This is a genomic window from Bacteroides sp. AM54-2NS (assembly GCF_003602935.1).
GTDB lineage: Bacteria > Bacteroidota > Bacteroidia > Bacteroidales > Bacteroidaceae > Bacteroides > Bacteroides xylanisolvens.
Window position 1 is genome coordinate 1 of the sequence record NZ_QTMZ01000021.1, and the last position, 14,144, is coordinate 14,144.

Annotated in this window: 6 protein-coding genes and 1 pseudogene; all 7 read left to right on the forward strand. The window is 40.4% G+C overall.

Annotated elements, in window-relative coordinates; all coding sequences use genetic code 11:
• The first annotated feature begins 106 nt into the window (after positions 1–106).
• The 7 genes and pseudogenes from DXA05_RS14035 to DXA05_RS14065 all read left to right on the forward strand — a co-directional run bounded on the left by DXA05_RS14035 (position 107) and on the right by DXA05_RS14065 (position 14,117).
• Positions 107–2,941 carry a two-component regulator propeller domain-containing protein gene (locus tag DXA05_RS14035; protein ID WP_128859286.1) on the forward strand — a complete coding sequence of 945 codons (2,835 nt, stop codon included), beginning with the start codon at positions 107–109 and terminating at the stop codon, positions 2,939–2,941.
• A gap of 690 nt (positions 2,942–3,631) precedes the next feature.
• Complete coding sequence (locus DXA05_RS14040; RefSeq protein WP_074909999.1) at positions 3,632–4,147, forward strand: RNA polymerase sigma-70 factor; 516 nt, start codon at positions 3,632–3,634, stop codon at positions 4,145–4,147.
• A 69-nt stretch (positions 4,148–4,216) separates the two neighbouring features.
• Entirely contained in the window at positions 4,217–7,516 is a 3,300-nt protein-coding gene (locus DXA05_RS14045; protein WP_118195591.1) for a TonB-dependent receptor, read from the forward strand.
• Positions 7,517–7,519: 3 nt separating this feature from the next.
• Positions 7,520–9,253 carry a RagB/SusD family nutrient uptake outer membrane protein gene (locus DXA05_RS14050; protein ID WP_032811730.1) on the forward strand — a complete coding sequence of 578 codons (1,734 nt, stop codon included), beginning with the start codon at positions 7,520–7,522 and terminating at the stop codon, positions 9,251–9,253.
• Positions 9,254–9,284: 31 nt separating this feature from the next.
• The gene (locus tag DXA05_RS14055; RefSeq protein ID WP_128859287.1) at positions 9,285–10,811 is read left to right on the forward strand and encodes an Ig-like domain-containing protein; all 1,527 of its coding nucleotides are present in this window, start codon (positions 9,285–9,287) and stop codon (positions 10,809–10,811) included.
• A gap of 5 nt (positions 10,812–10,816) precedes the next feature.
• Positions 10,817–12,220, forward strand: a complete 1,404-nt coding sequence (locus DXA05_RS14060) for an alginate lyase family protein (RefSeq protein WP_074909988.1) — start codon at positions 10,817–10,819, stop codon at positions 12,218–12,220.
• A gap of 249 nt (positions 12,221–12,469) precedes the next feature.
• A pseudogene (locus tag DXA05_RS14065) lies at positions 12,470–14,117 on the forward strand (glycoside hydrolase 43 family protein).
• Positions 14,118–14,144 lie beyond the last annotated feature (27 nt).

Consider the following 14,144-nt stretch of genomic DNA (forward strand, 5'->3'; position numbering starts at 1 on the left):
ATAACAAATACGAAGGGGACTATTTTTTTTGTATAAAGGAATGTGCTCTTTTGGAGATTTTTATGTATGTTTGTCACATGTTTAATATGAAAGGAAGCGGTTGTAAGTGAAGAACACGATTAAATATCTGATTCTTTTAATCATATACTTGGTTTGTGGTGTAAATCTGCAAGCCCAGAATTATACATTTCGTAATGTAGTCATGTCCGATGGACTGTCCGGGTTATTGGTGAACGCCATTTATAAAGACTCGGAAGGTTTTGTCTGGCTAGGAACAGATAATTGTCTCGATCGTTTTGATGGTGTGAAAGTTCGCCATTATGAATTTCGAGGCGTGGATTCCGGAAGGAAGAAACGGGTGAACTGCATCACGGAAACAGCCGACAATCAGCTTTGGGTAGGAAACGGTATCGGACTTTGGCGTCTGAATCGTGCAAACGGCCAGCTGGAGAGAATTGTTCCCGAAAAGATAGATTTTGCTGTAAATACCTTACTTCCGGATGGAGATATTCTCTATATCGGTACAGAGAAAGGATTGTTCATCCAAAAGGACGGGCAATTGCTCCAAGTATTGACCGACCGGAATATGCTGGCTGCCTGTAATCGAATTATGGATCTCTGTCTGAATGAAGATAAAAGTGCGTTATGGCTGGCTACAGTGCAAGGTTTGTTCTCTTATTCATTGAAAGATGGTAAGATTGATTCCTGGCATTTCCAGGAGAATGTTCCCGAGGCCGATTATTTCCGCTGCCTGACTCGTATCGGAGAAACCCTTTATTTAGGTACAATGAGTCAGGGAGTAGTTCGTTTCGATATAAACAAAAAGAGCTTTTCGCATACAGTATCTTTAGGCTGTGATGTCATTTCCGACATATCCAGCGATGGAAAGGAGACAGTATACATTGCAACAGATGGCAATGGCGTTCATTTCCTTTCGCATAAAGCCCAACAAGTGGCACGTCGTTTTTGCCACGATGTAAGTGATAAAGAAGGTATTCGCAGTAATTCCATTTATTCACTATTGGTGGATGACAGAGGTGCTGTTTGGGTGGGGCACTTTCAGGCAGGTTTGGATTACTCACTTTATCAGAATGGTCTTTTCCAAACTTATGCTTATCCTCCTCTGTTTAACTCTGCCAATCTTTCCATTCGTTCTTTTGTCAACAGAGGACACGAAAAAGTCATCGGTTCACGTGACGGCTTGTATTATATAAATGAAGCTACCGGAGTCGTAAAGAGTTTTGTGAAACCTGTTTTGACTTCGGATTTGATATTGACAATCTGTTTTTATGAAGGCGAATATTATATCGGTACGTATGGCGGAGGCATGATGGTGTTGAATCCGGAGACATTATCTTTAAAATATTTTGCCCAGGGAGGAGATGGAGATGCAGAGCTGTTTCAGAAAGGACATATCTTTTGTGTGCGACCGGATGAAAAAGGAAATCTCTGGATAGGCACTTCACAGGGATTGTTCTGTTATAATAGACAGGCAAAACAGATCAAACACTTTACCAGCGCCAATTCCCAATTGCCGGAAGGTAACGTTTATGAAGTTAGTTTTGACTCTACCGGCAAAGGATGGATTGCCACGGAAACCGGCATGTGTATATATGATCCTGCTTCTCAAAGTTTACGATCTAATGTGTTCCCTGAAGGATTTGTGCATAGGGATAAGGTGCGTACCATTTATGAAGATACAGGACACAACCTTTATTTTATTCGTGAAAAGGGAAGTCTGTTTACCTCTACTTTAACGATGGATCGTTTTCGGAATCGTTCCGTCTTTTCTACGCTTCCTGACAATTCGCTGATGTCGATCGTGGAAGATAACCAGGGTTGGTTGTGGGTGGCTTGTAATGATGGATTGTTACGCATAAAGGAAGAAGGAGAAGAGTACGATGCCTTCACTTTCAATGATGGAGTACCGGGACCCACTTTTACGAATGGGGCTGCTTATAAAGATGAAAAAGGAATATTATGGTTCGGCAACACCAAAGGTTTGATTTATGTCGATCCGAAGCGGGTGGATGAAGTGCGTGGTAAAGTCCGTCCGATTGTGTTTACGGATATATTGGCTAATGGCATTTCTTTTACCAACCCGTCTTTAAAATATAATCAGAATAATCTGACTTTCTGCTTTACGGATTTTGCTTATGGTCTGCCTTCGGCTCTATTGTATGAATATCAGTTGGAAGGAGTGGATAAAGACTGGAAACTATTGGCTGCGCAGAATGAGGTTTCCTATTATGGATTATCTTCTGGAACTTATACGTTCCGTGTGCGCCTTCCGGGAAATGAACAGTCGGAAGCTGTTTACCAAGTAACGGTACGTCCTATGATACCTTGGTGGGGATGGGCACTTTCTGTTTTATTAGTTGTAGGCATTATTGCTTTTATACGATATTATGTGTGGAATCGTATGCGCCGCCTGCTTACTTCTCCTGCATCGGCAATCTCCGCGTCCATAGAGAAGACACAGCAGAAAGACCGAACGATAGAACAAGCGGAAGTGATTTCTGAAGAGTCTTCTATCGCTGCAACCGAAGAAAAGTATAAAACTAACAGGCTGACTGAAGAAGAATGTAAAGAGCTCCATAAGAAACTGGTTGCTTATGTGGAGAAAGAAAAGCCATATATTAATCCTGATTTAAAAATGGGCGACCTGGCTTCTGCTTTGGATACTTCTTCGCATTCATTATCGTATCTTTTGAATCAATATCTCAATCAGTCTTATTATGACTTTATAAACGAATACCGCGTCACTCAATTCAAGAAAATGGTGGTGGATAGTCAATATTCCCGCTATACATTAACTGCACTGGCAGAACTTTGCGGCTTCAGTTCTCGTGCTTCTTTCTTCCGTTCATTCAAAAAGAGTACGGGAGTCACTCCGAATGAATATATTCGTAGTATAGGTGGAACAGCCAAAGAAGAGTAACTTTTCGACTTATTATCACTGAAATCTATTTTATACTCATATCTCTTTCACCCTTCACACCGCCCTATTCATCGGGGTTATAGGGTGAAGGACCTCCCTTCACCAAGTGGATTTTCCTTTTACTAGTCTTTTTCTCGTAATCTATTAATAGATAAGTTCTTCTTCTCCCTATATAAACCTCTTTTGGTCCTATTGTAAAGTTGTTTTCTATAGGGAGTAATCTATAAACGCAAGCTTTGTTTTTATAAACGAAACTTGCGTTTATAAAAACAAAGCTTGCAATTATATAATTGAAGCTTTCATTTATAGTTTACCCTTAATCAAACGTAACTTTGCAATAAGTGCAAAGCAAGTTTATCTTTAATGAAACGGAACTTATCTATTAATGTTCGTACTTCATTAATAGCTTTGATGTGACAATGAAACGATCAAATGATAAAATTGAAGAGGGGAAGAGGATGGGAGCAAACGAGCGTAAGTGGAGCAAAGATACGTTGATTTGAGTGATTTGAGTCTCATTTTATAAAGTGATACTCTCTTTTTTGTAAACGTAATATGTTGATAATTAGAATTGTATGTTTAAATGAGTCTACCTAGATTCATTGAGATTGATCTGCTTTATTTTCTGGCTGTTATATCCAAAATCACCTCTATATTTGCATCGTGATCAAAACCGAAAAAGATAGTATTATGGAGACAACAGCTAACACTTCCGACAACATTATCACCCGTTCTTATGAAGAATATTATCAGGTGATTCTTACCTATATTACTTATCGTATCACTCATCGCTACGAAGCGGAGGATCTAACCCAGGATGTATTTGTACGTCTGCTGGACTACAAGCAAATGCTCCGTCCGGACACAGTGAAATATTTCTTGTTCACCATTGCCCGCAATATTGTAATCGACTATATCCGTCGTTATTATAAGAAACAGGAGATAGACAGCTACATCTATGATACTATGTCCGCTTCTACCAATGAAACCGAAGAAAAAATTATCGGTGATGATTTAATGACAATGGAACGGACCCGCTTGGCTGCTATGCCCGAACAACGTCGGTTAATTTATACATTGAACCGCTTCGAAAATAAAACGTCTCCGGAAATCGCAAATGAACTGAATCTAAGCTGCAGGACGGTGGAAAACCATCTGTTTCTGGGACGTCGTGAAATGCGCGAGTTTTTCCGGAATTGTATATAATCTTATTCATTAATAAATAACCCTTTGTGCTTATGGAAAAGGAGTCAGAATTTACAAAGAGGTATTTGTATGCCTCATCTTATTTTAGAGAACAAAAATTTAATACTATTTTTAAACCTCAAATTTAATTTTATGAAACGAAGAGGATTAATATTTAATTCGCGACCTAACAAAACAGCGGTGTTTGCGTTAGGATTAATGCTGGGACTTTGTCCTGTTTCAAAGGCGTGGGCCGATACAAACATGAAAGATAGTCAAGTAGTGGCACAGGCTCAAAAGAAAGTGAAAGGTCAAGTCGTTGATGCAACAGGCGAACCATTGATTGGTGTGAATATTACTGTAATAGGAGGAACAGAAGGAACTATTACGGATATCGACGGAAATTATACGATTGGTGTACCTGCTGGAGCTAAGTTGAAATTCAGCTATATTGGTTATAAGGATCAAATTATAGATGTGGCTGCACAAACTGTGATAAATGTAAAATTGCAGGAAGATAGCGAAGTGTTGGACGAAGTTGTGGTAGTGGGATACGGTTCACAAAAGAAGGAGACATTGACTGGTGCTGTAACAGTGGTATCTGATAAAATGTTGAAGAATAAAGGAACGATGTCAAGTCCGTTACAGGCAATGCAAGGTCAGGTTCCGGGTGTTACGATCACTCGCAATTCGGCAGCTCCGGGAGATGAGAGTTGGGGCTTGAAATTGCGTGGTTCTGTTTCTGCAAATAATGCCGAGCCATTGATCGTTATTGACGGAGTTGCTTATGATGGTGTAAATGCACTGCGTAATATCAACCCTTCTGATATTCAGTCTATCAATTTTCTGAAAGATGCATCGGCTGCTATTTATGGTTCCCGGGCTGCAGGTGGTGTGGTATTGGTAACCACTAAGCAGGCAAAGGAAGGAAAAGCGAGAATAGAATATAGCGGTTCATACACTTACAAGATGGTGGGATTGCAGCCGGAGCTGATGACTATGAACGAGTGGGCGAATGCAGTGTTACAGACTTGTCAGAACGATGGTCAGCCGGATTCTTACTCATGGGTGAAATATGCGAAAATGGCATTGGCTAATGAAGGTAAATACATTGATTTGGATCACAGTGCAAATCCTTTTGCTCCCAGCTATTCAGATGTAATGGATTTCGTGTTCATGGATACCAACTGGCAAGACGTGTTGTTCGGCAATTCTTATTCTACGCAACATGACCTAGCTGTTTCCGGAGGTACAGAAAAGAATTTATATCGCTTGTCCGTAGGGTATATGTATGATGACAGTAACTTGAAGTGGGGAAATAATAACAATCAGCGTTTCAATCTTCGTTTGACTAATAAACTGAAAGTCTTTGATAACTTTTCTATTGAATCTGTGATAGCCTATAACCGTCAGGATCAGGTGGCTCCTTCACAACTGAATAGAACATTGACTTCCAGTTATCCGCAACCGGGACTTCCGGCTTCTACGATTGATGGAAAACCTTATTCGTGGGGAACTTGGTTGTCACCGATTTGGTTTGCCGAACTGGGTGGAGATAATAAACTGAAAGTATCTGAAATTAATATCAGTGAGAAATTCACTTACAATATTAATAAACATCTGGATGTAGTAGCAAATCTCGGTTATAACTCCGGAGTAGCTTCACGTGATATAAAGAAGATGGCTATTACTTCTTATAATTATGCGGGAACCAAGATAAACACTAAGGCTGACGGTTACAAACAGGAAGAGTCGTCTTACGAGAAAACAAGTTCGCGTACAGACTTCTATTCTATGGCAGGTTATGTTGATTATCATAATACATTTGCGCAGCATCATAATGTAAGTGCAATGGTTGGTGCTCAATATGAATTGAAAGAATACGATTATTTTGGTGTATCGGTGAAAGATATACAGAACTCGTTGGAAACTGTAAATGGGGCAGGTTTGGTAAATCTGACAGATAAACATGGTACAAAGTGGCATGAGGCTGTGATGTCCTACTATTCTCGTTTAAACTATAATTATAAGTCAAAATACTTATTGGAAGTAAATATGCGTTATGATGGTTCTTCCAAGTTTAAACCGGAAAATCGCTGGGACTTCTTTTATGGAATATCCGGTGGATGGCGTATTACGGAAGAGGCGTTTATGAAGAACATCAAATGGTTGAACGATTTGAAAATCCGTCTTTCTTATGGTGAAGTTGGTAACCAGAGTGGTATTGATCGATATGATGGTACACAATTCTATAAATTTGAATCTCAAAGCGGAGCTTATATCGGTCCTAACAAAGGCACTATCATAGATACGAATGGTAAAATCGCTTCTCTGGGACGTGAATGGGAACGCATTAAGAACTATAATTTAGGATTGGATTTTTCCTTGTTCAATTCCCGTCTGACAGGTACTGCCGAAGTATACATGAAACGTAATGATAATATGTTGATTAATGTTTCTTATCCGGGAGTTCTGGGTGATAACGCAGGTATGTCAAACAATGGAAAATTCAGATCACATGGATGGGAAGTCATGGTAAACTGGTCTGATAAGATTGGAAAAGACTTCACTTATCATGTAGGAGGTACTTATTCTTTTAATACGAATAAACTGACGGATATTGGTGCAGTTTCAGTTCTGAAATCCGGTTTTGTTGATAAACAGCAAGGTTATCCGTTGAATAGTATTTTTGGTTTGCGTTATGCCGGCAAAGCACAGACAGAAGAAGAACGTCAAAAATATCTATATCGCTTCCTGACTGGTAATACTATCGGATTGACAGAACAAAACTTCCGTTTGGGAGATAATATGTATGCTGACGTAAATAATGACGGCAAACTGGATCAGAATGATATTGTTTATTTAGGTACAGATGATCCGAAAATCTCTTTCTCTTTTAATGTAGGAGCAGAATGGAAGGGATTTGATTTATCATTGGTTTTCCAGGGTGCTGCTCAACGTACAATCTTCCGTACGGGAGATAATAACGGTAATGAGATTTGGCGTATACCGATGAAAGCATTATATCTGAACACTTCGAATCAATCGGTAGGTAACACGTGGAGTCCGGAGAACCGGGGTGCTTATTATCCGACATATAGTAATAAGAATGAAATCAATGACTACAACTATCAGGCTTCTTCCTGGTCAGTGGAAGATGGTTCTTACATTCGTCTGAAAAATGTGACATTGGGATACAATGTACCTTCTGCCTTTTTAGCTAAAACGAAAGCAATTAGTTCTTGTCGTGTATATGTAGCAGGTGCTGATCTTTGGGAATATTCTAAAATTAACGACGGATGGGATCCGGAGGCTAGCCGTAAGGTATCAGCAGCAGGACGTTTCCCCTTTGTCCGTACAGTGACTTTCGGATTAAATCTAACTTTTTAATGTATGAAGAATATGAAACTATATAAGAAAGCTTTTTTAATTTTATCGCTTGGTCTGACACTGAATTCGTGTCTGGATCTTGATCCGCAGGACCAACTGGCAGATGGCAACTTATGGGGGGCAGCAGATGATTTTAAATATTTTGCAACTAATTTCTATGGTTGGACCCGTGATTTCAAGTCTGTTATTTCTGATGGTGCACATTCTGACTGGCGTTCGGACTTGATGACTTCCAGTTCTGTAAATATGTACAGCAATGGTAGTAATCCGATTCCTACTTCAGACGGTAACTATACCAGCAATTATGCCCATATCCGCCGTTGCAATTTGTTGCTGCAAAAAGCGGCGTCTTTTTCCGGTAACGGTGATATTAGTCGCTATGTAGCAGAAGCGAAGTTCTTCCGTGCTTATTCTTATTTTGATTTGGTGCAATTGTTTGGCAATGTGATTATCACTAAAGAACCGTTGGATATTACTTCACCCGAGTTACGCATGAGCCGCAATGACCGTAGCGAAGTGATTGACTTCGTGATTCAGGATTTGAAGGATGCGGCTGAAGTATTGCCGGAAACAATTACGACAGACGATGAAGGGCGTATTTCAAAATGGGGAGCTTATGCATTCCTTTCACGTGTCGCTTTATATGAAGGCACATGGCAACAAAACCGCAATAATGAAGAACGTGGCAAAGCATTGTTGAGTATTGCAGCGGATGCGGCGAAAAAAGTTATCGACAGTAAGCAATTCGAGCTATTCAAACCAGCAGCATTGGGAGAGATGGCTTATAAATACCTGTTCATTTTAGAGAATGTACAGTCTAATCCTGCGAATCTGACTAAGAGTGCCAATAAAGAATATATATTCTATCGTCGTCATGATGAAACGATTGCTCCGATCGGGACTAATATCACACATGGTTGTGTAGCGAACGTGCAATATATTAATCGTAAATTTGTGAATATGTATCTTTGTAGCAATGGGCTACCTATTGACCATGCCAAGAGTGCTGATGTCTTTAAAGGTTATGGAGGTCTGACTACGGAATTTGAAAATCGTGATAATCGCATGAAGAACTGTCTTCTGGCTCATGGCACTAAATATTGGGATAACGACAAACCGCGTATTGACTGGAAAGGTATGGATGGGGAAGATGCGACCAATGCCATTACATGTAATGTATTCCAAGGTTCCGGTTATCAAAACCAAAAATGGGGTACGGAACGTAAGGTGGCTGATACATTTGAAGGTTACGACTTTCCGATTATTCGTTATGCAGAAGTTTTATTGAATTATGCAGAAGCTATGTATGAGTTGGGAACCACCGGCAAAGCTTTGGATGATGCTTTGAATATCTCGTTGAATTTGGTTCGTCTCCGTGTAAACCCGGATATGCCTAAACTGACTACGTCTTTTGCTTCAGAAAACAGTTTGAATATGCGAGAGGAAATCCGTCGTGAACGTACCATCGAATTGTACAATGAAGGTTTCCGAGTTGATGATTTGAAGCGTTGGAATACTGCTATTGTAGAGATGCCTAAACCTATTCTAGGAGTGAAATGGACAGGAACTGATTTTGCGACTTCATGGGCTGGCGCTTCTAATATGGCAAAAGACTCCGATGGCTGTTTGATCTTGGAAAATAGTCGGCGCTGGGGTGGTAAAAATGACCTGTATCCGCTTCCGGTAGATCAGTGTCAGTTGAATCCGAACTTAGGACAGAATCCGGGATGGCAATAATCAAGTCTGAATAACTTAAAGAATAAGAATCATGAAAAGAGATTATATAAAATATTTTGTTGGACTGGCGGCTTGTTCGTTTTTAGGTCTGACTTCATGTGATGATGATAAGGATTTAGGAGGAAAGATGGACGAAATGATTACAGTATCCACCATTACTCTTAACGAAACTCAATATGATGCAGGGAATAAAACAATTTGTCTGCTGAAGAACAAAGAACTGCAACTCTCTTGGAGTATTGCACCTGAAAATGCAACCAATGCTAATGTGCAATGGACTTCGTCGGATGAATCTATTGTTGCTGTTACACGGGAAGGTAAGGTCGTGACTAAGGATAAAGCAGGAAAAGCTATTATTACATTAACGCCGGAAATCGGTTTCGGTCCGGAGGCTACGATCGTCACTAGAACAGTTGAAGTTATGGACGAATATACCTATATGTCAGCCATCAATATAACTAATGTTCCGGCAGAAGAGATTGCGGCAGGCGATGAATATCAATTAACTGTTTCTTCAGAACCGGCAACTACTACGTTCAAGCGTTATAAATGGACAAGTAGTAACCCGGAAGTAGCTACGGTGGATGAAAAGACAGGTTTGGTGACCGGAATCAGCAAAGGGGATGCGATTATTATAGTGACGGCTGATGATTTCAGTTCGAATCCGGTGTCTGCAAGTTGCGAGATAGGGGTTAAGATAGTAACTCCAATTACCGGAATGACGTTTACTGAAGATGCGGAACTTAATCAATTGGGATATGGACAGGAATATCAGGTTAAGTACACATTGGAACCGGTAGATGCTACTGCTTCGCTGCTGACTTGGACGAGTGATAATCCGGAGGTGATTAGTGTGGATAAGACTGGTAAATTGAAAGTACATACTACTAAGGCCGCTTCTGCTGTGATAACAGCTTCTTATGGCCCTGTTGTACAAAATGTAACTGTCACAGTTGCCGATGGACGTTTCTGGTATTCATTAGGTAATGGTTTGGGTAACGGACTGGATAATAATTGGTATTTGGATGGCAACAATGCGTCTGTTGTTTCATCTGACGGAAATAAGACTACTGTTCAGATGGGCTCCGGATACCGTGGTGACTTATGGCTTGCAAGAAGTGGTAAAGGAAAAATTGTAAATGTAACTCCTGCTGATTATAGATATTTTGCCATTAAGGTAGGATTTAAATCTCAATTGGTTCCAGGAAAGAACAAACCCAATGGTTGTATTAAATTAGAGATCTTTGATGATGGTATTAAGAAAATCGGTCCTGAATATTTTGGAACAGGCGGAGATGCTAATAATAGATACGAGATTCTGGGTGCAAGTGAGATTTCGACTACGGAGCCAAATGTCTTGTATTACGACTTACAGTCAAAATATAAAACTGTGACTCCTACAGATTGGAATCAGGTCTTTGATTTAGTGCAATGTAAGTTTGTAATTGCCGATTTCCCGGAAACTGCTCAGACTTATGATCTTTACTGGATTCGTTCTTTCAAATCCATAGAGGAACTTCAAGCTTTTGTAGATAGTGAAAACAATACTAACGAATAACTACCATGAATAAGATGAAATTATATACAATAATAGGAGCAGGGCTTTTTGCCCTGACTTCTACCACGCTTTTAGCATGTAGCGAAATAGAAGACGGCTCTAATGATATGAGTAGTTGGCCGGAAGTGAAGGATTATGTTACGACTTTGGAGCATCCTTGTATGCTTCATACAGAAACGGATTTTGAGTTTGTAAAAGGAAAAGTGCAAGCCGGTGCGCAACCTTGGAAAAATGCGTTCGATCATTTAAGTCGTAGTGGGAATAGCTTGTCACAATCAAATTATAAGGCTTCTCCGGTGAAATTATTGGCGCGTCTCGATCAAAATAATTGGGCAGGCAAATATCCCAATGACTGGAATAACTACACGAAGTTGATGAAGGACGCTGCCGCAGCCTATCAATTGGCCCTTCGATGGAAATTGTCGGAAACTGACGGTGCACAGTATGCAGATGCTGCTGTTGCTATTTTGAATGACTGGGCTAAAACATGTACAGGATTTATCGTGAATGATAAAGGTGAATTTATAGATCCGAACGAGTTCTTGATTTTTATTCAGGTACATCAAATAGCAAATGCAGCGGAGATTATGCGTTCTTATCCAGGATGGCAGGAAGCTGATTTCGTTAAGTTTAAAGCATGGATTGCAGATGTCTTTTATCCTCATATCACAAAATTCCTGTCTACGCACAATGGAAATGAATGTGCGCTTCATTATTGGCTCAACTGGGATTTATCTGCGATGACAGCTTTACTTTCTATCGGTATTTTGGCGGATGATAACTTTAAAATCAATGAAGCTATCCAATATTTCAAATTTGGTATTGGTTCGGGAAATATAGGAAATGGCGTTCCTTTCATACATTTAGATCCGGATAGTAATGAAATGCTGGGACAATGTCAGGAATCAGGTCGTGATCAAGGACATGCTACCTTGTGTGTCAGTCTGCTGGGTGCTTTCTGTCAGATGGCAAAGAATGTAGGTGAAGACCTTTTCATCTTTGATGACGGACGTGCATTGGCTATGTGTGAATATGTAGCTAAATACAATATCGGTGGTGCTGAAACCGGTAGTTCAAGTGCCAGTTGGAAGATGACCGGTTTCAGATATACAGATAATGATCTGCCTTATACTACTTATACAAATTGTAGTGGAAGCTGGGATACCATTTCTGCACAGGAAAGAAGAGAAGGAAAGGATTCACGTGGTGAAGTGCGTCCTGCATGGGAGCTGGTGAACCGTTTGGCGCAGGATTATGGTAAATCAAGCATCTATGCTAAGATGTGGGTTGATAAAATGCGTGAAAATGCATCACGCGGTAATTCCGATGGTGGGGCAGGTGATTATGGGCCTAATAGCGGCGGTTATGACCAATTAGGTTTCGGAACCCTGATGTTTGCAAAAGAGTAAAGAAAAAGCTGTTGGTAATATAGCATGATTGTTTTACAATAATCTTGGATAAATAGAAAAAAGTTGGAAAGGGATTAGGTATTTACCTAATCCCTTTCGTATATATAAGTAAATAGGTCAGTAAATAGATTGTTTTGAAATCAGAGATAGGATTCAGTTTTAAAAGTGTTTGGTTTTTATATAAGGTAGAAAGAACCTGTTTTTAGGAATAACGAATCTAGTTTTGAATGAAATTGATTAGTAAGGTATATGCGTAAAAAGATTCTGTTTTTAGCAGGAATGATGGCTTGCAGTTCATTGGCAGGCGCACAAGAAATTTCTAAGACCTGGGTGGCTGATAAGGGGAATGGAACTTATCAGAACCCGGTTCTTCATGCTGACTATTCAGACCCGGATATCTGTGCGGCCGGAGATGATTTCTATATGACAGCATCCAGCTTTAATTGTATTCCCGGAATTCCTATTCTTCATTCCAATGATTTGGTTAATTGGTCGTTAGTAAACTATGCGTTACCGGTTCAGGAGCCGGAACCTTTCTTCGATAAGGCACAGCATGGTAAAGGCGTATGGGCACCGGCCATTCGTTTTCATAACGGAGAATTTTATATTTACTGGGGGGATCCGGATTATGGATCTATATGATTAAAACCAAAGACCCGAAAGGAAAATGGAGCAAACCTGTATTAGTGAAAGCAGGGAAAGGAATGATTGATGCAACTCCTTTGTGGGACGAAGACGGAAAAGTATATTTGATACATGCTTATGCCGGAAGTCGTAGTGGGGTGAACAGTATCCTCGTCATTTGCGAACTGAATGCGGAAGGAACAGAAGTTATTTCCGATCCGGTGATGGTGTTCGACGGAAATGATGGAAAGAATCATACCGTAGAAGGACCGAGCTCTATAAACGCAACGGATACTATTATATTTTTGCTCCGGCAGGAGGGGTAGCAACCGGTTGGCAATTGGTACTTCGCTCAAAAAACATCTATGGCCCTTACGAATCGAAAATCGTGATGGCACAAGGAAAGACAACGATAAACGGACCTCATCAGGGGGGCTGGGTAGACACCAATACAGGAGAATCTTGGTTCGTCCATTTTCAAGATAAAGGCGCTTACGGACGTGTGATTCATCTGAATCCGATGATGTGGGTAAATGACTGGCCTGTAATCGGAGTGGACAAGGATAAAGACGGTTGCGGTGAACCTGTAACGACTTATAAGAAACCGAATGTGGGAAAGACCTATCCGATCGCTACTCCGCCGGAGAGTGACGAATTCAATACCCGGCATTTGGGATTACAATGGCAATGGCATGCCAATAAAAAAGACACTTACGGTTTTACTACCGATTTGGGATTTATCCGTCTTTATGCAGGCAGCCTTTCGAAAGAGTTTGTGAACTTCTGGGAAGTTCCTAATCTGTTGATGCAAAAGTTCCCGACTGAAGAATTTACAGCTACGACCAAGCTGACATTTACTGCCAAGCAGGATGGAGAACAAACCGGAATTATTGTGATGGGATGGGATTATAGTTATCTTTCTATTCGCAAGGCGGGGGATCAGTTTATTCTGCAACAGGCAGTTTGTAAGGATGCGGAACAGCAAAATCCCGAACGGATAAAAGAATTGGCAAACATTCCGGTAAAATATCTAAAGATGCCGGGAGTAGCAGATAATGAATGGCAAACAGTGTATTTACAGGTAAAGGTTCGGAAAGGAGCCGTTTGTACATTTGCTTATAGTCTGGACGGGAAGAAATATACGACAGTGGGAGAGACTTTCACAGCCCGTCAAGGCAAATGGATTGGAGCCAAAGTCGGATTATTCTGTGTGACTCCGAATGAAGGCAATCGGGGATGGGCAGATGTCGATTGGTTTCGGATGAATAAGTAATTGACCAATCAATAATTGACAAAGAGA

Coding starts and splice junctions, on each gene's coding strand:
- DXA05_RS14040 (WP_074909999.1), top strand. CDS start 3,632: ATGGAGACAACAGCTAACACTTCCGACAACATTATCACCCGTTCTTAT.
- DXA05_RS14045 (WP_118195591.1), top strand. CDS start 4,217: ATGCCTCATCTTATTTTAGAGAACAAAAATTTAATACTATTTTTAAAC.
- DXA05_RS14050 (WP_032811730.1), top strand. CDS start 7,520: ATGAAGAATATGAAACTATATAAGAAAGCTTTTTTAATTTTATCGCTT.
- DXA05_RS14055 (WP_128859287.1), top strand. CDS start 9,285: ATGAAAAGAGATTATATAAAATATTTTGTTGGACTGGCGGCTTGTTCG.
- DXA05_RS14060 (WP_074909988.1), top strand. CDS start 10,817: ATGAATAAGATGAAATTATATACAATAATAGGAGCAGGGCTTTTTGCC.